This window comes from Catellatospora chokoriensis, assembly GCF_011297315.1.
Lineage (GTDB): Bacteria > Actinomycetota > Actinomycetes > Mycobacteriales > Micromonosporaceae > Catellatospora > Catellatospora citrea.
Map to the genome: position 1 here is coordinate 43,692 of NZ_JAAOTI010000023.1, position 20,004 is coordinate 63,695.

General features: G+C 71.2%; 14 protein-coding genes and 1 pseudogene. 10 read left to right on the forward strand and 5 right to left on the reverse strand.

All coding sequences use genetic code 11. The annotated features are described in order from the left end of the window. Positions 1–3 precede the first annotated feature (3 nt). The 3 genes from HAV39_RS29430 to HAV39_RS43380 all read right to left on the reverse strand — a co-directional run bounded on the left by HAV39_RS29430 (position 4) and on the right by HAV39_RS43380 (position 4,844). On the reverse strand, positions 4–1,620 hold the full coding sequence (locus HAV39_RS29430; protein ID WP_239120564.1) for a serine/threonine-protein kinase: 1,617 nt from the start codon (positions 1,618–1,620) through the stop codon (positions 4–6). Continuing rightward, complete coding sequence (locus HAV39_RS29435; RefSeq protein WP_191842433.1) at positions 1,617–3,326, reverse strand: FHA domain-containing protein; 1,710 nt, start codon at positions 3,324–3,326, stop codon at positions 1,617–1,619. The genes HAV39_RS29430 and HAV39_RS29435 overlap by 4 nt, the downstream gene beginning before the upstream one ends. A 219-nt stretch (positions 3,327–3,545) precedes the next feature. Further along, positions 3,546–4,844 (reverse strand): hypothetical protein, encoded by a 1,299-nt coding sequence (locus HAV39_RS43380; protein ID WP_191842434.1) that lies wholly within the window; start codon positions 4,842–4,844, stop codon positions 3,546–3,548. Positions 4,845–5,007: 163 nt separating this feature from the next. Here HAV39_RS43380 and HAV39_RS29445 point away from each other — a divergent pair, with 163 nt between their 5' ends. After that, positions 5,008–6,651 (forward strand): helix-turn-helix transcriptional regulator, encoded by a 1,644-nt coding sequence (locus HAV39_RS29445; RefSeq protein WP_191842435.1) that lies wholly within the window; start codon positions 5,008–5,010, stop codon positions 6,649–6,651. 385 nt (positions 6,652–7,036) lie between these two features. Here HAV39_RS29445 and HAV39_RS29450 read toward each other — a convergent pair whose 3' ends face one another. After that, positions 7,037–7,792 carry a phosphoglyceromutase gene (locus HAV39_RS29450; RefSeq protein WP_275413925.1) on the reverse strand — a complete coding sequence of 252 codons (756 nt, stop codon included), beginning with the start codon at positions 7,790–7,792 and terminating at the stop codon, positions 7,037–7,039. Between the two features lie 133 nt (positions 7,793–7,925). Here HAV39_RS29450 and HAV39_RS29455 point away from each other — a divergent pair, with 133 nt between their 5' ends. The 8 genes from HAV39_RS29455 (at position 7,926) to HAV39_RS29490 (ending at position 17,699) form a co-directional block, all read left to right on the forward strand. Next, positions 7,926–9,212: an MDR family MFS transporter gene (locus tag HAV39_RS29455; protein WP_373311748.1), complete on the forward strand. Its 1,287-nt coding sequence runs from the start codon at positions 7,926–7,928 to the stop codon at positions 9,210–9,212. A 40-nt stretch (positions 9,213–9,252) separates the two neighbouring features. Beyond that, positions 9,253–10,512, forward strand: coding sequence for an MDR family MFS transporter (locus tag HAV39_RS29460; RefSeq protein ID WP_191842516.1), 1,260 nt, complete (start codon positions 9,253–9,255; stop codon positions 10,510–10,512). 8 nt (positions 10,513–10,520) lie between these two features. Continuing rightward, positions 10,521–11,768 carry an MFS transporter gene (locus HAV39_RS29465; RefSeq protein ID WP_239120565.1) on the forward strand — a complete coding sequence of 416 codons (1,248 nt, stop codon included), beginning with the start codon at positions 10,521–10,523 and terminating at the stop codon, positions 11,766–11,768. 220 nt (positions 11,769–11,988) lie between these two features. Beyond that, positions 11,989–12,891, forward strand: a complete 903-nt coding sequence (locus HAV39_RS29470) for a MurR/RpiR family transcriptional regulator (RefSeq protein ID WP_191842438.1) — start codon at positions 11,989–11,991, stop codon at positions 12,889–12,891. Between the two features lie 236 nt (positions 12,892–13,127). Continuing rightward, a complete protein-coding gene (ngcE, locus tag HAV39_RS29475) occupies positions 13,128–14,549 on the forward strand; it encodes an N-acetylglucosamine/diacetylchitobiose ABC transporter substrate-binding protein (RefSeq protein ID WP_191842439.1) in 1,422 nt (473 codons plus the stop codon). Positions 14,550–14,621: 72 nt separating this feature from the next. Next, positions 14,622–15,611, forward strand: a complete 990-nt coding sequence (locus tag HAV39_RS29480) for a carbohydrate ABC transporter permease (RefSeq protein WP_191842440.1) — start codon at positions 14,622–14,624, stop codon at positions 15,609–15,611. A gap of 11 nt (positions 15,612–15,622) precedes the next feature. Continuing rightward, positions 15,623–16,567 carry a carbohydrate ABC transporter permease gene (locus tag HAV39_RS29485; RefSeq protein WP_191842441.1) on the forward strand — a complete coding sequence of 315 codons (945 nt, stop codon included), beginning with the start codon at positions 15,623–15,625 and terminating at the stop codon, positions 16,565–16,567. Positions 16,568–16,808: 241 nt separating this feature from the next. Beyond that, positions 16,809–17,699, forward strand: a complete 891-nt coding sequence (locus tag HAV39_RS29490; RefSeq protein WP_191842442.1) for a DUF559 domain-containing protein — start codon at positions 16,809–16,811, stop codon at positions 17,697–17,699. A 161-nt stretch (positions 17,700–17,860) separates the two neighbouring features. On the opposite strand, the gene phoU is transcribed toward HAV39_RS29490, so the two are convergent. Then, positions 17,861–18,499: a phosphate signaling complex protein PhoU gene (phoU, locus tag HAV39_RS29495; RefSeq protein WP_191842443.1), complete on the reverse strand. Its 639-nt coding sequence runs from the start codon at positions 18,497–18,499 to the stop codon at positions 17,861–17,863. A gap of 227 nt (positions 18,500–18,726) precedes the next feature. Here phoU and HAV39_RS29500 point away from each other — a divergent pair. Beyond that, positions 18,727–19,986, forward strand: a pseudogene (locus tag HAV39_RS29500) (sensor histidine kinase); the annotation flags it as partial. Positions 19,987–20,004 lie beyond the last annotated feature (18 nt).

A 20,004-nucleotide genomic window follows, 5' to 3' on the forward strand; every position in this document is an offset into this window, starting at 1 on the left:
TTCTCAGCCGATGATGCAGTTGGCGTTCTGAATGATGGGAGCAGAGTAGACCTTCGTGGGAATAGCGGGGCCGCCCCGCGTCGTCTCGATGGTCACCCGGATCTGGGTGTTGCACTGCAGAAGGCCGCTCATGTCGACGCTGGTGGAGACCGTCGTGCTGGTCCCATCGGTGATGCCCTGGACGGCATGGGTCTTCTGCGAGATGGTGCCGATCGGTTGGTTGTTGTAGTCGATCACGGTGAACCGCAGCGTGTAGTTGTATCGACCGGCGTTCTCGGTGTTGACGATGACCGTGGTGCGGGACTCCTTGCCCGCGCTGGCCGCCGAGGTGCCGTTGCAGATTCCCTTGACCAGCCAGCATGTGCTGGGGCGCAGGAACGCGACGATCGGGGCGGCCGGGGTCACCGGTGAGGCCGACGGAGACGGCGAAGGTTTGGGGGACGGCTTCTTGCTGGGGCTCGGCTCCGGCTCGTCGGACGGGGAGGGCGACGGGGAAGGGCTCTCCGACGGCGACTCGCTCGGCGACGGGGAGGGTGACGGCGACTCGCTCGGCGACGGTGATGCGTCCGCTGCTGCGCTCACGCTGGGCAGTGGCGTCGGGCTGGTGCTCGTCGGCCACAGGGCCGCGGCTCCGGCGCCGCCCAGGATCAGCACCAGTGCGGTGATGCTGGCCGCCAGGGTGAACGCCTTGCGGGACATGCCGAGGATCGTGGTGCCGATGGCGGTGGCGTTGGCCTGCACCGCGGCCAGCGGGAACAGCAGCGCCAGCAGCAGGGCGCGGCGGGCCAGCTTGCTGCGGCCCTCCTCCTCCCACTCGGCCCCGTATCCGGCTCCGGCGACGGCCTCCAGTTCGCGCAGGAACGTCGCGGCGTCCTTGGGGCGCTGCTTGGCGTCCTTGGCCAGGCCCCGTCGCACCAGGCCGCGTACCGCTTCGGGCACCAGCTCCACCGGGACCGGTGCCTGCTCGTGCTGGCGGCGCAGGCCCTGGATGTCGCCGGGGGCGCGGAAGGGCGGCTGCCCGGCCAGGCACTCGAAGAACGTGGCGGTGGCCGCGTAGATGTCGGTCGACGGGCTGGCCGGAGCGCCGGCCCACTGCTCGGGCGCCATGTACGACGGCGTGCCCGCGAGCGGGCCTTGGCGGCCGCTGCGCGCGGAGATGCCGAAGTCGGCCAGCTTGCTCTGGCCCTCGCCGTTGACGAGCACGTTCTCGGGCTTGTAGTCGCGGTGCACGACGCCGCGGTCGTGGGCGGCGGCCAGGCCGAGCAGCGAGCCTTTCAGCACCACCAGGGCCGCCTCGGGCTCGGTGGGGCCCTGCTCGCGCAGGATCGCGCGCAGCGCGACGCCGTCGACGAGCTCCATCACGATCGCCGCGCCGCCGGGCGCTTCGATGTACTCGTACAACCGCGCGACCTGCGGCGACTCCACCTCGGCCATGACCCGGGCCTCGGCCCGGAACGCCCGGATGAAGGTCTCGTCGTCGCGCAGTTGCTCGGCCAGGTACTTGATGGCGACCTTGACCTGGGTCGCCTCGTGCTCGGCGAGCACCACCAGCCCGGACGCGCCGCGCCCCAGCTCGCGGATCTCGACGTATCCAGGAACGGTCCACATGGGCTGGCTCATGCCGCCACCTCCGCCGTTGCGGCCTTACGGGACTTGATGAAGCCGGTCAGCTTGCGGAACAGCCGGTACCAGATCGGGAACATGATCAGGCCGATGCCGAGCACGATGACCAGCACGTCGATGCCGGGCGGCAGGTACTCCTCGACGAGCCCGCCGAGCCGGTCGCGCCAGGCGAGGAAGCCCAGCAGCACGAACAGGCCGGTGCCGACGACGGCGGTGAAGCCGTACGCCGCCATGCCTATCTGCTTGATGCCGGGCTTGCGACCGGCCTTGATGTCGGACCAGATGCCCTTGGTGAAGTACGCCGACGCCTCCTCGCGCAGGCGCGGCAGCCGCAGCGCATCCGCGAGCGCCTGGTATCCGTCGAGCGGCATCAGCGGGTTGAGGTTGTACAGCGTGTTCAGGTAGAGGCCGAAGGCCAGCTGGTAGGCGATGCCGGACACCTGCGGCGCGGGCACCCAGGCGGCGACCGCGGCGAGCATCCCGGCGATGGCCGCGGTCGACAGCGGCCCGGACAGCGTCACGACGATGCGCGACCAGCGGCTGCCGAACCACATGTCGGAGGTGTCCACGAAGGCGAACGGCATGCCCATCATCAGCATGAACCCGCCGCGGGTGACGGTGCGGCCGTAGGACTTGACGGCCAGCGCGTGCGCCGACTCGTGCACGATCAGCGCGACCAGGTAGCCGGCGGCGATGACGACCGCGCCCCAGACGCCCGCGCCGTTGATGTCGAACAGGTTCTGGTGGGCGCCGGCCACGGCCATCGCGTAGATGCCGCCGAGGATGCACAACCAGAGCCCGACCACGCCGGTACGCGTGAAGAAGCGCCAGCCGAACGACCGGTACATCCGGCCGAACACGCTGTCGAGGCCCTTGACCGACACCTCCATACGCAGCAGCGTCTTCAGCACCGCCTGTCCGAAGCGCTTGAGCAGCGGCGGCTTCTCCGCCTCGCGCTGACCGTGCAGGCCGCGCACCAGCTCCAGTGCCGCGAACGTGCGCAGGGTGCGCTCGATGCGGGGCAGCGCCAGCTCGCCGTAGCGCTGGGCGTACGCGAAGAGCAGGTCGCGCACGGTGTTCTCGCCGTCGAGCTGGTGCCACAGGAACACGTCGCGCTCGTCGAGCTGCAGATACTGGCCGGTGCGGGTGTTGCGCAGCACCCACTGCTGGTCGCCGCGCATGTCCGGCACCTGCTTGAGGGCCCAGCCGCTGCGCCGCCGCGGCCGCGCCGTGAGCGGGCCGGTGGCCGTCGGGGCTTCCTCGGTTTCCGGGGCGGGCAGCAGGATGCTGTGCTCGACGCCGCGCACCATCGTCTTGGAGCCGATCGCCGCCGACCGCGGCTGGGCGAATCGCAGCGGTATGTCGCCGATGTGCAGTTTGGACTCATCGGGCAGCGGTGCCCAGTCGCCGTGGAAGGTGCGCCTGCCGATCGTGGTGCCGTTGAACGAGTTGAGGTCTTCGAGGTGGAAGCCCTCGGCGTTGCGCACGACCCGGGCGTGGTGGCGCGAGACGCTGGCGTCGTCGAGCACGATGTCGTTGTCGGGGCTGCGGCCGATCGTGGTGGTGGGCTTGACGAGCGGGTGGACCCGCTCACCCGCGGCGTCGGCCCACCGCAGCTCCGGCGCCGCGTACGAGTCCACGACGGCGCCCTTGCGCAGCGTGCCGCAGTGCAGGCAGTACGGGTAGTCCCGCCGCAGGTGCACATGGCAGGCGTGGCACAACATCGGTCGGCCTTTCAAGGGGTATGGAGCCGTGCGGCGAGCCGAATCATAGGCGGCCGAACGGCTGCACGCTCTCGGCTGACTGCTTTACGACGGTGATCCGTTCAGGCGGTTCGTCGATGGGTGGGCGGCCGATGTGCCCGGGCAGCAGAGGTGCGACGGGGGCGCACACCCCTGCTGCCCGGTGTCTGGTGCGGACGGTCAGGCCGTCGCGGTGGCTTCGGTCCCGTCCTCGCCGGACTTGAAGGCCTTGCCCGCCACCGCGCCGGCGACGCCGCCCGCGACCGCACCCGCGGCCAGGCCGGCTCCGCCGATGATCAGCTCCTCGGCGCCGATGCCGTCCGAGCTCTCGCTCGCGGCGGCCAGGTCGGCCTGGACGGCGTCCGCCTGGGCGGCACCGGCCTGGGCCGGGTCCGTGCCGGGAGCGGGCGCGGTCGGGTCGCCGGACTGCACGACCACGACGACCGGGCCGGCGTCCTCAACCGGCGCGACCACCGGGTCCGCGGCCGGCGCAGGGGCCGGTGCGGGCGGTGCCGGAGCCGGGTCGGGAGCCGGAGCGGGCCCAGGGGCCGGCGGCGGCGGTGCGGGCTCCGCGGGCTCGGCAGGCTCCGCGGGTTCCGCGGGCTCGGCGGGCTCCGCGGGCTCGGCCGGTTCCGCAGGCTCGGCCGGCTCGGGGTCCGGGTCCGGGTCGAGCGGGAACAGGTCGAGGTCCGGCGGCAGATGGATCGGCGGGATCCACGGGCCCGGCGGTTCGGGCTCGGGGTCGGGGTCGAGCGGCGGGAAGTCGAAGTCCGGGGGCAGGTGGATCGGCGGGATCCACGGGCCCGGGTCGGGATCCGGGGTCAGCGGCGGCAGGTCGAGGTCCGGCGGTAGCTGGAAGTCCGGGGGCAGGTGGATGATCGGCGGCACGATCGGGTCCGGGTCCGGTTCCAGGGGCGGCAGGTCGAGGTCCGGGGGCAGCTGGAAGTCCGGGGGCAGGTGGATGATCGGCGGGACCACGGGCTCGGGGTCCGGGTCCAGCGGCACCAGGTCGAGGTCCGGCAGGTGCAGGCCGACCTCGGGCAGCGGCAGCGGCGGCGGGGGCAACGGCTCCTCGGGCAGTGGGAGCGGCGGCGGGGGCGGCGGCTCCTCGGCGTCCGGCGTGAGGTCGGCGGGCGTGAGGTGGATCGGCGCCACCTCGACCGGGGTCAGGTCGGCGGGCGGCAGCGGCGCCGTCGGCTCGTCGTCGGGCACGTCCGGCAGGTCCGGCAGCTGTGGGGCCAGGTCGGCGGGGGAGATCAGGCTGCCGAGGCCGCCGGTGCCGATGCCGGACTTGGACAGGCGCACGCCCAGGGCGGTGGGCCCGGCGCCTGCCGAGGCGTCGGCGAGGCCGCGCAGCTGGTCGGTCTCGTCGGGGGTGAGGCCGTACTGGGCGGCGACGGCGTCCGGATTGGCCCGTGCGTGCCGGGCGAACTCCGGGTCCACCGCCATCCTGGCGATGAGATCGCGGAACTGGGACATCGGAGGCTCCCTTTCGATGGGAGGACGTTCGTGCGGGGGCGTTGGTGCGAGGGCGTTGCGAAGTGACTTCACGCTAGGTCCGCTAGGGGACTGCGCACATCGCGGCGAGTACGTAACTTCTGCATCGGGGGTGCTGCGTACCGACCCGGAGAGGGGAGGCGTCGTGGATCGTCGTCAGGCCACCGAGCTGCTGCGGGAACGCATCGGCCGGGCACCTGCGCCCCGTCTCGTGGAGCAGCTGCTGCGGCGTACGGACGCGGACCCGACAGTGCTGGCGGCGATCGCCGATCAGGTCGACGGCGACGGCGACGGGCTGTACCGGGTGCCGCTGCGCTGGCCCGAGGAACTGGCCGAGCCGGTGCGCGCGGCGCTGCGGTCGCTGGAGCCGGGTGCGCGCGAGACGGTGACCGCCGCCGCCGTGATCGGGCGCGAGTTCGACCTGTCCATCCTGGAGGGGGTATGTCCCGACCTGGACGTGCTGAGCGGGCTGGACGACGCCGCCGCGGCCGGGCTGGTCCGCGAGCAGGGCCCCCAGGTGTACGGCTTCGTGCGCGCGCTGGACCGCGAGGTCTGCTACGACACGCTCGGCGCGCGTTCCCGCGCGGCGCTGCACGAGCGGGTCGCCGGGGTGCTGGCCCGGCTGGGCGCGCTCGGCGGGACGCGCGCGGCGACCCTGCCGGAGCTGGCGCACCACACCGCCGAGGCGGCGGCGCTGGGCGGCGCCGCGCGCCTGGACGCCGCGGTCGCCGCGTCGGCCACCGCGGCGGCCGCCGCCGACGAGGAGGGCGTCTACGAGCTGGCCGCAGGCTATTTCGCGCAGGCCGCGCTGTTCGCCGGGCGGGCCGGGTGGACGCCGGCGCAGGCCGGGCGGCTGCTCGCCGCCTCCGGCGCGGCCCGGCTGCGCGGTGCGGGCAGCTCGGCGGCCCGTGAGGCGGGCCGGGCGTCGCTGACCGGCGCGCTGCGGCTGGGCCTGCGCGCCGGGGACCTCGGCCTGATCGCCGCCGCCGCGCTGGGGCTGGGCTCCCGCCCGAGTGCCGGTGCCCTGGCCGGGGCCGGTCTCGTGCCGGTCGATCCGGTGCGGGCGGCCGCGTTGCGGGACGCCTGCGCGGCGCTGCCCGCCACGGGGCTGCCGCCGGAGCAGCACTCGGCCGCTGCGCGGCTCATGGCGCGGCTGGCCGACGAGCTGGGGCAAGCCGAGCTGGCCGAGCGGGCGCTGGATCTGGCCCGCGCCGGTGGCGACCCGCGGGCCGTGGCGGAGGCGCTGCTGGCCGCGGGCGGTCAGCTGGACCAGGTGGTACGGGAGGCCGCCGCGCTGGGCGACGCGGAGCTGCAGGCTCGGGCGTACGACCTGGCGGCGGCCGACGCGGTGCGGCGGGGCGAGAAGAGCCGTGCCATGGCGCTGCTGGCGCAGACGGCGGCACTGGGGGAGGGGCGTCCCACGGCGCTGGTGCGCTGGTACGCGCTGCGGGCCGTGGCGGAGTTGGCCGCCCTGCGCGGCCGCCCCGATCCGGCGGCGGCCGACCGGGCCATGGCCGCGGGGCAGCTCGTCGATCCGGCCGCGGCGGAGGTCGCCGATCGGGCGCTGCGGGCCTGGTCGGTCCCGGACACCGGGCCCGGCGGGCTGACCGCGCGGGAGCGCGAGGTGCTGGCGTGGGCCCTGCGCGGAGCGCCCGCGAAGGAGATCGCGAGCGGGCTGGTCCTCGGCGAGCGGACCGTGGAGACCCACCTGGCCAGCATCTACCGCAAGCTCGGGGTGCGGACCCGGCTGGAGTTGATCAGAAAGCTGGGAGACGGTAGCTCATCGTAGAGGTAGTCGTTACGAAGTGTTACGAAAGAGATTCGCAAATGACTGGACGGCCCCTTGACCAGCGGCGTAGCGTCTCTTTCAAGCGCATCGCTCGATGAAACCCGGGGGATGGCCCAGCCGATCATTTATCGGTTGTGGCGCCGAGCGGATGCGCCGGGGGATGGGTGGCACCACGCCGTTGGGGGACGGCCGCCACCTGAGACCGGTCGGCCGGCCGGCGACGCTAACGGGGGTGAGCGTCGCCGCCGGTCACCGGCATGTCCAGCCCCTACCACCCGCCGCCGGGCCACCCAAGATCGCCCGACTTGCCTGGCACCTGTGCGTATCTTGCGCACTGATACGCCCATGTGCCAGGCAAGTTCGACGATCAAGCAAGAGCGGCGCGTCAGCGGCCCTGGTTGGCGACGGCGGCGGCGGCTTCGGCGGCCGCGGCGGGGTCGAGGTAGGTGCCGCCCTTGACGGTGGGGCGCAGGTTCTCGTCCAGGTCGTAGCGCAGGGGGATGCCGGTCGGGATGTTGAGGGCGGCGATCGCCTCGTCGGAGATGCCGTCCAGGTGCTTGACCAGGGCGCGCAGCGAGTTGCCGTGCGCCACCACGAGCACCGTGCGGCCCGCGCGCAGGTCCGGGATGATCGCGTCGTACCAGTACGGCAGCATCCGGCCCACGACGTCCTTGAGGCACTCCGTGCGCGGCTTCAGCTCGTCCGGCAGCAGTGCGTAACGGGCGTCACCCACCTGCGAGAACTCGTCGTCGTCGGCGATCGGCGGGGGCGGGGTGTCGTACGAGCGGCGCCAGAGCATGAACTGCTCCTCGCCGTACGTGTCGAGGGTCTGCTTCTTGTCCTTGCCCTGCAGCGCGCCGTAGTGGCGCTCGTTGAGCCGCCAGCTGCGCGACACCGGGATCCAGGACCGGTCCGCCGTGTTGAGCGCGATCTCGCTGGTACGGATGGCGCGCCGCAGCACGCTGGTGTGCACCACGTCGGGCAGCAGTCCGTGTTCCTTGAGCAGCTCGCCGCCGCGGCGCGCCTCGGCCTCGCCCTGGGCGTTCAGGTCCACGTCGACCCAGCCGGTGAAGAGGTTCTTGGCGTTCCATTCGCTGTAGCCGTGCCGCAGCAGCACCAGTGTTCCAACCATGCCCGCCATCTTTCCCGATGGCAGTCAAGGCCCTGTGACCAGCCCCACGTGACGACCACCACGTGAAATCCGAGGTGACTTTCGTCGTACCCGCGCCATAGGTTGTAAGGCACCAGATGGTTTACGAGCATTACAGGGGTGCGTGTTGCGGGGCTGGTTGGCGCAGACGGCAGGCGGATTGCCGAAGATCTTCTGGTATCTGTGGACCGGCACCTTGATCAACCGGACCGGCGCGTTCGTGATGCTGTACCTCGAGATCCACATGGTGGTCGAGTACGGCTTCTCGCCGACCTTCGCCGGTCTCGTGCTCGGCTTGTTCGGCGGCGGCATGGCGCTGGGCTCGCTGGCCGGCGGGGTGCTGGCCGACCGCTGGGGCCGCCGTTCCTCGCTGCTGCTGTCCAACGTCGCGCTCGCGGCGACGGCAGTGGTGCTCGGCTTCGTGTTCCAGCCGGTCGCGGTCGCGCTGCTGGCTGCCGTGTACGGCTTCTGGAACGGGCTGGGCCGCCCCGCCTTCTCCGCGACCATGGTCGACGTGCTCGGCCCCAGCCTGCGCATGCGCGGCATGAACCTCAACTACTGGGCCATCAACCTGGGCTTCTCCTGCGCCGCGGTGCTGGCCGGCGTGCTGGCGCGCACCCCGCACCTGACCGTGTTCCTGCTCAACGCGACCGCGCAGCTGATCATGGCGGCGATCGTGTTCTGGCGGGTGCCGGAGACCCAGCCGAGGGCCGTCGTGCCCAGCCCGGCAGGCTCCGCTCCGGCGCGGTCCGCGGCCGTCCGCGTGCCGGTCGAGGGCAGCATCGTCACGGTGCTGCGCGACCGGGTCTTCATGATGTTCGTGCTGCTCAACCTCGGTCTGTGGATCATCATCGAGTCCTGCAAGCTGATCCCGATCGCGATGCACCAGCGGGGCATGGACGCGGCCGACTACGGCACGGTCATCGCCGTCAACGGCATCATGATCGTCGCTTTCCAGCTGTTCGTGCCCAAGCTGCTGGCGGGACGCAACCGCAGCCGGGTGCTGGCGCTGGCGGCGCTGCTCGTCGGCGTCGGCATGGGCGCGACCGCGATCGCCGGCACGGTGCCCCTGCTGATGCTGACCGTCGTGGTGTGGACCGCGGGCGAGATGCTGAACGCGCCGGTCAACGGCACGCTGATCGCCGACCTGTCCCAGCCCGCGATGCGGGGGCGCTACCAGGGTGTCGCCTCGATGGGCTTCACCGCGGCCAACTTCGTCGCCCCGGTTGCCGGCGGCGCGCTGCTGCAGTACGCCCCGCCCGCCACGCTGTGGCTGGTGCTGGCCGCGCTCGGCGTCGTCGTCGCGATCGGCCAGCTGCTCAGCGGCCCGGTGCGCGAGCGCCGCGCCCGTGCGCTGACCGAGCCCAAGCCCGTCGTGGAAGGAGCAGACCTTGCCCCCGTCGCGGCTTGAGGCTTCCCGCCCGGCCACCGGCCCGGCCGACGCGGTCCCGGTGGCGACCGGCTCGGCCGGACCCGGGCCGGGCGACCGGGGCGGCGCGCGGCGCTGGTTCGCGGAGACGGTCGGCGGGCTGCCCGCGACGTACTGGTACCTGTGGACCGGTTCGCTGATCAACCGGGCCGGCGGCTTCGTCATCGTCTACCTGACCATCTATCTGACCCGGGTGCAGGGTTTCACCCCGTCGCAGGCCGGTCTGGTGCTGGGCCTGTGGGCGGCGGGCGGTGCGATCGGCACCATGGCGGGCGGCGTGGCCGCCGACCGGATCGGGCGGCGGATCACCCTGCTCGTCGCGCACCTGGGCGGCGTGGTGCTGCTCGTGTCGCTGGCCTTCGCCCAGGGCTTCTGGGTGATCGCGCCGCTGACGTTCCTGTTCGGCCTGGTCGGCGAGGCCTCGCGGCCGGCGTTCCAGGCGTTGATGGTCGACGTGGTGCCCGCGAAGGACCGGCTGCGCGCGTTCACGCTCAACTACTGGGCCGTCAACGTGGGCTTCGCCGTGGCGGCGACGCTGGCCGGGCTGGCCGCCGCGGCCGACCCCAAGCTGATCTTCCTGGTGGACGCGGGGACGGCGCTCGCACCGTTCCTGTTCATCCTGCTCAAGGTGCGCGAGCCGCACCGGGAGCGGCCCGCCGTCGCGCCGCACGCGCCGGTCGAGCGGGCGGGTATCGGCACAGTGCTGCGCGACCGGGTCTTCCTCGGCTTCGTCGCGGTGAACCTGCTGATCTCGTTCGTCTTCATGCAGCACCTGTCCACGCTGCCCATCGCGATGACCGGCGACGGCATCCCGGCGCAGCAGTACGGCCTGGTCATCGCGCTCAACGGGGTGCTCATCGTGGCCGGGCAGCTGTTCGTCCCCAAACTGATCAAGTCGTACGACCGCTCGCGCGTGCTCGCCGTGGCGGCGCTGATCGTCGGGCTCGGCTTCGGGCTGACCGCGTTCGCCGACTCGGCCGCGTTCTACGCGCTGACCGTGCTGATCTGGACGGTCGGCGAGATGCTGAACTCGCCCTCCAACTCGACGCTGACCGCGGCGCTGTCCCCGGCCGCGCTGCGCGGTCGTTACCAGGGGGTGATGTCGCTGTCCTGGTCGGTGGCCGGGTTCGCCGCGCCGGTGCTGGGCGGATACGTGCAGCAGCACCTCGGCGACGAGGCGCTGTGGCTGGGCTGCGGCGTGATCGCTATCGTCGCGGCGGCCGGTCAGCTCTGGTCGGGCCCGGCCCGCGAGCGCCGGGCCGAAGCACTACAGGCTGCGTGAGGACAGGTATGCGGTTCGTTCGGGAGTCGGTGGCCGGGCTGCCGCGTACCTTCTGGATGCTCTTCTCGGCGATGCTGGTGAACCGGGTGGGCGCGTTCGGCATGCTGCTGCTGCCGATCTACCTGACCACCGCGCGCGGCGCGTCGGTCGCCGTCGCCGGCCTCGTGGTCGGCGCGTACGGGGCCGGTGGCGCGGGTGGCACGCTGCTCGGCGGGGTGCTGGCCGACCGCTGGGGGCGCAAGGCGACGTACCTCGCGGGCACCAGCACGGCGGCGGCGCTGATGGTCGGGCTCGGCCTGGCCCGGCCGATCTGGCTCATCGCGGTGCTGGCCGCCGCCGTCGGGCTGGCGCACTCGCTGCCCGGCCCGGCCACCGTCGCCGCGATCGTCGACGTGCTGCCCGAGGCCGACCGCTCCCGCGCCTTCAACCTGCAGTTCTGGGCGTTCAACATGGGCAGCGCGATCGCCGCCGCGCTGGCGGGCGTGATCGCGGAGTTCAGCTTCCTCGCCCTGTTCCTCATCGACGCGGGCATGACGGCGGTGACCGCGGTGCTGGTCTGGCGGCTCGTGCCGGAGACCCTGCGGCGCCGCGGGCCCGCAGCGGCTCCGGCGCCCGGCGAGCGGGGCGGGCTGCCCGTCGTGCTGCGGGACCGGGTGTTCCTGACCTTCGTCGGGCTGACCTTCGTGCTGGCCCTGCTCACCGTGCAGGGCCAGTCGATCCTGCAGCTGGCGATGGAGGGCGACGGGCTGCGGCCGTCGGCGTACGGCCTGGTCGTCTCGCTCGGCGGGGCGATGATCGTGGTGGGGCAGCTGTTCGTGCCCCGGCTGATCGGCGCGCGCCGCCACGCGGTCGTGCTGGCGGCGGCGTTCACGCTGCTGGCGCTCGGCTACAGCACGGTGTTCCTGGCCGACCGGCTCTGGGTGTACGTGGCCGCGGCGTCGGTGTGGACGGTCGGCCAGATGCTGGCCGCGCCGCCGAACGCCTCGATCATCGCCGAGCTCGCCCCGACCGCGCTGCGCGGCCGCTACCAGGGTGTCTTCTTCCTCGTGTTCCCGGCGGCGGGTTTCGTCGCGCCGTCGGTGGGCGGCTGGAGCCTGCAGCACCTGGGCGCGTGGCACTGGCTCGCGTGCGGCGCGCTGGGTCTGCTCGGCGCGGCGGGTCACCTGTGGACGGCCCGCCGGCGCGAGGCGAGGGCGGCATCGATCCGCGATGCGGAAATCACCCCACAAGCGACGGTCGAGCCCGCTTTCGCCTGACCCGCACCGGATCGCGGCGCATCACTGGAGTGAGCCGCTGTGCTGTGATAACCGGGTGACATCGACTCCACCGAATGGCTGATGAGGGGCTCAGCTCATCGAAGGATGTCGCAAAGTAACGGTTTGAAAACGGCCGACGTGACTGTTGACACAGCGCCAAATTAAGTAAGAATTCTTTCCACATACAGTTAACACTCCTTCCTAAAAGAGGTTGACGAACGTGGAACGAGGCGCGTACTCGACGGCAGGCACGGACAGCGTGCTCGCCCGTTTGCGTGCCAAGCTCCCGGAGTTCACGGGCGCCCTGCGGCGCGTCGCCGAGCAGGTGCTGACCGACCCCTCCGGCGCTGCGCGGGCGACCATCGTGGAACTCGCCGAGCGCTCGCACACCTCGCCCGCCACCATCACCCGGTTCTGCCGGGCGGTCGGCTTCGAGGGATACGCCGACCTGCGGTTGGCGATCGCGGGTGAGACCGGCCGCGCGGCCCGCTCCGCGGGCTGGCTCGTCGACATCGGCCGCGAGATCGAGCCCGGCGACCCGCTGGAGCGCGTGCTCGGCCAGATCATGGCCGCCGACACCCGGGCCATGCAGGACACCGCCGCGATGACCGACCTGGTCGAGGTCGAGCGCGCCGCCGACGCCATCGCCGCGGCCGAGCGCGTCGACATCTACGGCGCCTCCGGCTCCGCGCTGGTCGGCGCGGAGATGCAGTTCTCCCTGCACCGCATCGGGATCGCCGCCTGGTCCTGGCCCGACGTGCACAACGGACTGGCCAGCGCCGCGCTGCTCAGCGCCGGGGACGTCGCGCTGGGCATCTCGCACTCCGGCCAGACCCGGGAGACCATCGAGATGGTCGCCGAGGCCGGCAGCCGCGGCGCGATCACGGTCGCGCTCACCAGCTTCCCGCGCTCGCCGCTGGCCGACGTCGCCGACGTCGTGCTGACCACGGCCACGCAGGCCACCACGTTCCGGCCGGACTCGCTCTCGGCCCGCCACCCGCAGCTGGTCGTGCTCGACCTGCTGTACATCGCCGTCGCGCAGCGCACCCACGAGCGTGCGCACGCGGCGTTCCAGCGCACCGCCCAGGCGGTCGCGGGCCACCGCCTCCGGGAGGTGGTGTGAGCGATGTCCACCCTCACGGCGGTCCCCACCCGCACGGCTTCGGGCCGTGCCACAGACTCCGGCGCATCTGTGCCGGTAGACGCGGCGACGTCAAGCGACGCACCGCTGCGGCATCTGGTCACGCCCCGCGGCGTGACGAATCCCTGCACCCCCGGGGAAGCGCAACACCAGATCGAAGTGCAGCGACGCGCCGGATGGGCCCGACGCGCCGCGATATCTCGTACGAGGAGATTGTCATGACCGTAACCCCCGACAGCCCGTCGGAGCTGAACCGCCGCACCGTGTTGCGCCGGGCCGCTGCCGTCGGTCTGCTCGCCGCCCCCGCCATCAGCGCCCTGGCCGCGTGCGCCAGCGAGGACGGCGAGGGTGGCACCACCGGCGAGAAGACCACTGCCAACCCGTTCGGCGTCGGTGACAAGCAGCCGCTGGAGACGGTGTTCTTCAACGGCGGCTTCGGCGAGGACTACGCCAAGTTCGACGTGGCTGCCTACGAGGCGAAGTGGCCGGGCAGCAAGGTCGACCTGAAGTTCTCGAAGACCATCCTCACCGACTACCAGCCGCGCTTCTACGGCGGCAACCCGCCGGACGTGCTGAACAACTCGTCGCCGGAGACCATCCCGGTGGGCCCGGTCGTGCAGGGCGGCCAGCTGGTCGACCTGACCGCGCTGCTGGACGCGCCGAGCTACGACGACCCGAACACCAAGGTGCGCGACACCCTCGTCGCCGGCGTCGTGGAGGAGGGCACGTTCAACGGCAAGATGTACACGCTGAACTACGCCTACTCGATCTACGGCCACTGGTACGACGAGGCGCTGTTCCAGAAGGAGGGGTGGACCGTCCCGAAGACCTGGGAGGAGTTCGCCACCCTGGCCGAGGCGGCCAAGAAGAAGGGCATCGCGGCCTACACCTTCCAGGGCATCCACCCCTGGTACATCCACAACGTGATCACGGAGTGGATCTACAAGGTCGGTGGCAAGGAGGCGATCCTCAAGATCGACAACCTCGAGCCCGACGCGTGGAAGCAGGACGCGGTCAAGGTCGCCGCCGAGCGCATCGCCGAGATGGCGAGCAAGGGCTGGATCCAGGCGGGCGCGTCCGGCCTGGACCACACCACCACCCAGCAGGCCGTCATCGACGGCAAGGCGCTGTTCATCTGGTGCGGTTCCTGGCTCGAGGGCGAGATGGCCAAGACCCTGCCGGCGACGGTCAAGCTGGCCGTCGCGCCGCCGTGGGACCTGTCCTCCTCGGACAAGGCCAAGTACGGCACCGTGCACGCGGCTCCCGGTGAGGGCTTCGTCGTCCCCACCAAGGCCAAGAACCCGGCCGGTGGCCAGGAGTTCCTGCGCATGATGCTGGGCAAGGAGCAGGCTCGCAAGTTCGCCGAGCTCACCAAGTCGCTGCCCGTGGTGAAGGGTGCGGCCGACGGCCTCACCATCTCCAGCGCCCTGTCGTCGGCCTCCAAGGTCGCCGCCGCGGCTCCGGAGGTCATCAACTGGCGCTACGCCGGCTGGTACGTCCCGCTGCAGAACGCGGTGTTCGCAGCCGCGACCGACCTGGCCGCCGGCAAGAGCACCCCGGCCGCGTTCCAGGCCGCCGTGCAGAAGGCCGCCGACGAGGTGGCGAAGGACGACAAGATCGTGAAGCAGAAGGCTTCCTGATCGCGCACGGGCGGGGCCGGCTCACCGGTCCCGCCCCACCCTCCTGTCGTGGCCAGCAAAGGACTTCCGACCATGTCGTTCGGCAGAGCCCGCTTCATCTTTGGGTTCCTCGTCGCCCCCATAGTTCTGTATGCGGTGTACGTCCTGTACCCGTACGGGCAGACGGCGTACTACTCCGTCACCGACTTCTCCGGCTTCAGCCCGGACTACTCGTATGTCGGATTCGGCAACTACGTGGAGCTGTTCTCCGACGAGGTGTTCCTGCGGGCGCTCGGCCACAACGTCGTGGTGCTGACGGTCTTCCCGGTCGTCACCATCCTGCTCGCGCTGTTCTTCGCGTTCATGCTCAACGTGGGCGGGCGCGGTGACAAGGCCGGCGTGCGCGGCGTGCGCGGCTCGTCGGTGTACAAATTCATCTTCTTCTTCCCGCAGGTGCTCTCCATCGCCATCGTCGCCGTCATCTGGCGCCGGGTGTTCCAGAGCAACGACGGCGGCATGATCAACTCGCTGCTGATGAAGCTCGGCCTGGTCGAGAAGGACAAGCCGCTGCTGTTCCTCGCCGAGTCCGACTCCGTCTTCCCGCCGATCCACCTCGGCAACTTCACCTTCGAGGCGCCCGTCGTCCTGGTCTGCCTGATCCTCATCGCGATCTGGGGCGGCGTCGGCTTCTACCTCATCCTCTTCTCGGCCGCGATGCAGTCCATCCCCAAGGACATCTTCGAGGCGGCGACGCTCGACGGAGCCACCCGCGTGCAGACGTTCTTCCGGGTCACCCTGCCGCTGCTGCGCGAGCACGTCTCCGTCGCCTGGGTCTACCTCGGCATCGCCGCGCTCGACTTCTACGCCCTGGTCGTCGGCATGACGCCCGGCCCCGGCGGCGGCGGACCGAACGACGCCAGCCAGGTGATGAGCTCCTACATGATGTCGAACGCGTTCCGGCCCTCCCGGTTCGACTCCTTCGCGTTCGCCTGCGCCATGGGCGTCTCCATCGCCATCCTGACGCTGCTCTTCGCCGCCGCGCAGATGCGGCTCACCCGCAGCCGCGACAAGCTCGAGTTCTGAGGGGCAACACCATGTCTCACCTCGCGACCACCGACGCGCCCGCGACGCCCGAGCCCACCCCGGCCCCGGCGCCCGCCAAGTCCGCGCCGAAGATGACCGCCGACACCGGCCGCGTCTTCAACGTCTTCTCGCACGGCTTCCTGTTCATCTGGGGCGCCCTGGTCACCATCCCACTGCTCTGGGCCGTCATCCAGTCGTTCAAGACCGACACCGAGATCATCAACGACCCGCTGGGGCTGCCCGACCAGTGGCTCTGGGGTGCCTTCGGCCGCGCCTGGACCAAGGGCCACATCGGGGAGTTCTTCTTCAACACCGTGCTCGTTCTCATCGGCGGCGTCGGGCTGACGATGCTGCTCGGGTCGATGGCGGCGTACGTGCTCGCGCGGTATCCGTTCCGGGGGAACCGGGCCGTGTACTGGATGTTCGTCGCCGGGCTGACGATGCCGATCTACCTGGGCATCCTGCCGCTGTACCTGACCGTGGACAACGTGGCGAATGCTCTGGGGCTCGGTGAGGTCATCGGGTTGAGCACGCACCTCGGGCTGATCCTGGTGTACGTCGCGTACTCGCTGCCGTTCACGGTGTTCTTCCTGCACGCGTTCTTCCGTACGCTGCCGTCGAGCATCGCGGAGGCGGCGTCGGTGGACGGGGCGGGGCACGTGCGGTTGTTCTTCCAGGTGATGATGCCGATGGCGAAGCCCGGGTTGATCGGGATCGGGATCTTCAACGTGATCGGGCAGTGGAACCAGTTCATCCTGCCCACGGTGATCATGAAGGACGAGGACAAGCGGCTGCTCACGCAGGGGCTGCTGGAACTGGCCACGAACGCGCGGTACGAGACGGACTTCGCGCGGCTGTTCGCCGGTATGACGCTGGCCATGCTGCCCATCCTCGCCGTCTACCTCATCTTCCACCGCCAGGTCCAAAGCGGCCTGACCGGCGCCACGCTCAAGTAACAAGATCGTCCCCCGCCCAGCGGTGGCAGTGGACCCCGCCCCACGACCCGTCTTGCATAGACGTTGGCCTATCTGATCGAGTTCGATCTTCAAAAACTCGATCAGATAGGCCAACGTCTATTGCTAGCCAGGGGTGGCCTGTGGATAACGTGCGTGTCGTCCACAGGGGGCGGGCTGGTCGGAGGCGGCGCGTTGGTCGGCCGTGCAGGCTGCCGGGATGGATCGACGTCTGCGGAAGGTGATGGACGGTGGCGGCGGTGTCGCCACTCGTGCGACGGCGCGCGGGGCCGTCGACCGGTACGTGCTCGCGTGGGCTGTTCAGGCCGGACACCTGCTCCGGCCGCTGCCTCGCACGTTCCTGATCCCGGAGGCGGTGGGTGACAAGAGCGCAGTGCTGCGGGCGGCGCTGCTCTACGCCGCTGGGCCGGCGGCCGCGAGTCATCTCTCCGCGCTGCGGGTCTGGGGTCTGCCGGTGCCGGAAGACGCGTGGACACACCTCATGACCGGTGGGACGAGACATCTGCGAGGGGCGCCCGGGGTCAGGGTCCATCGCCGGGACGGGTTCATGATCGAGCCGCCTGATGTGGTGGTGCGCAACGGACTGCCGGTGGTGCGCTTGGAGACGGCGATCGTGGACAGCTGGCCCTTGCTGGACGGTGACGCGAAACGTGCACCGGCCATCACCGCGGTGGCCGAGCGGATGACGACGCCGCAACGGCTGTCGGAGGAACTGCTGCGAGCACCGCGCCTGGCCGGCCGCCGGCACCTCGTCCGATTGGTCGATCGGTTGGCGGCCGGCTGCCGAAGCCCGTTGGAGCTGTGGGGATACGACCGGGTCTTTCTTGGGCGGGCCTTCGAGAGGTTCCGGTGGCAGGTTCCGGTGAAGCTGGACGGCCGGACGGTCGTGCTCGACATGCTGGATGAGGCGACGGGGCTGAACCTCGAACTCGACGGGGCGGCGTTCCACTCGTCGCGGGCGGACCGTGAGCGCGACCTTCGCCGGGATGCGCAGCTCGCGGCCCTCGGTTACACGGTCGTTCGGTACACCGGAACCCGACTCGTGCGCGAACCTGACGTCGTGCGGGCCGAGGTGCTGCGAATACTTGCCAACCACCGCTCACGCCGGGGCTGACGCACCCCGGAGGCGTCGACCGGATCCGACAAGGAATAAACGTTGGCCTATCTGATCGAGTTTTTGAAGATCGAACTCGATCAGATAGGCCAACGTCTACGTAAGGTGGGGCCGGGCTCGCGGCGGCGGCGGTGGTGTGGAGGGGTTGTCGATCGGGTGGGTCAGGATTCGCCGGTTACCAGGTAGATGACGTGGCGGCCGGCGTTGACGGCGTGGTCGGCGTAGCGCTCGTAGAAGCGGGCCAGCAGCGCGGCGTCGACGGCGGCTTCGACGCCGTGGGTCCACTCGGTGTTGAGCAGCTTCTCGAACAGCGCCTTCTCCAGCTCGTCCATGGCGTCGTCGTCGCGCTCCAGCTCGGCGGCGCGTTCGATGTCGCGGGACGCGAGCACCAGCGTGATCTTGCCGGCGATGCGGTCCGCGATGTTGGCCATCTGGCCGAAGACCCCGGTGAGCTCGGCGGGCACGCAGACCGCCGGGTGGCGGCGCAGCGCGGACTTGGCGACGTGCTCGGCCAGGTCGCCCATGCGTTCCAGGTCGGTGCCGATGTGCAGCGACGTGATCACCATGCGCAGGTCGGAGGCGACCGGAGCCTGCTGGGCGAGCAGCCGGAGCACCTTCTCCTCGACCGCGCGGAACAGGGCGTTGATCTCCTCGTCACGGGCGATGACGCGCTCGGCGCCCTCCTTGTCGGCGCTGAGCAGGGCGGTTGTCGCCGCGCTCATCGCGGTGCGGACCGCCTCGGCCATGGAGACCAGCAGGCGGCCGACCTCGAGCAGGTCGGCACGGAACTCCTCGCGCATTGATCACTTCCAGTAACGGTGGGGGTCGGGTCTGCCTCACGGTAGGGTGCCCGCGAGGCCGGAAGGTGAACGCCGGTGAACGGGAATGGGCGCGACGGTGAACACTGTGCAACCAATGCCGTATTTAGCTAGTTTACAGATGATTTGTACTAGAACGTTGGTCGAAAGATCTGACCTACGATCGCAACGTGAAGGTACTGGCAGCGCCCCTCGACGGCGGCACGTTGATGCTGGCCATCGCCGTCGGCATCGTGCTGGGCCTGACGGCGGGGCTGCTGCTGGCGCGCTACCTGGCGCACCGGCGCGCGACGAGCGCCGTGAACACGCTGGGCCCCTCGGGGCTGGGCGCGCCGCCGGTCGGCGACCCGCTGGCGGGGCTGGGCCGCAGGAGCCTGGACGCGCTGCGGGTGGGAGTGGTGCTGCTCGACGGCACCGACCAGGTCGTGCTGGCCAACCGGGCGGCGCGGGCCATGGGCATGCTGCGGGCCAGCGCCGTGCCGGGCACGATCGCCGCGCACCCGATCCTGCGTACGCTCGCCGGGCAGGTGCGCCACACCGGCGTGCCGCGTGAGGTCGAGCTGGACCTGCCGCGCGGCCGCGAGCTGGGCGAGTCGCAGCCGCTGGGCGTGCACCTGCGCGCGGTGGCGGTGGGCGGCGGCCTGGTGTGCGTGGAGGCGGCCGACGTCACCGACGCGCACCGGGTGGAGCGGGTGCGCCGCGACTTCGTGGCGAACGTGAGCCATGAGCTGAAGACCCCGATCGGCGCGCTGCAACTGCTGGCCGAGGCGCTGCTGGACGCCACCGAGCCGCCGGACGAGCAACCGGCCGACCCGGAGGCCGCGGCGGCCCAGGCGGCCGAGGACGTGGCGGCGAGCCGCCGCTTCGCCGAGCGCATCCAGCGGGAGAGCACGCGGCTCGGCCGGCTGGTGTCGGAGCTGCTGGAGCTGTCCCGGCTGCAGGGCGCCGAGCGGCTGCCCGATCCGGAGCCGGTCATGGTGGACGGGGTGGTGGCCGAGGCGCTGGACCGCGCCCGCACCAACGCCGCCGCCAAGCACATCGAGCTGGTCGTCGTCGGCACCCGCGGGCTGACCGTGTACGGCAACGACAATCAGTTCGCCACGGCGCTGGGCAACCTGGTCGAGAACGCCGTGGCGTACTCGCACGAGCACTCGGCCGTCGTGGTCAGCGCGCTGGCCGAGGGCGACCGGGTCGACATCAGCGTGTCGGACCAGGGCATCGGCATCGGGCCGGGGGACCTGGACCGGGTGTTCGAGCGGTTCTACCGGGCCGACCAGGCGCGGTCGCGCGCGACCGGTGGCACGGGTCTCGGCCTGGCCATCGTCAAGCACATCGCGACCAACCACGGGGGCCGGGTCGACGTGCGCAGCCGCCTGGGTGGAGGCTCGACGTTCACCCTCCGGTTACCTGCCCGACCCCCGGAGGCGATGCTTCCGCTACCCGCCTCCTTTGAGATCGATGCGGCACCGGTTTCCGGTGCCGAGAAG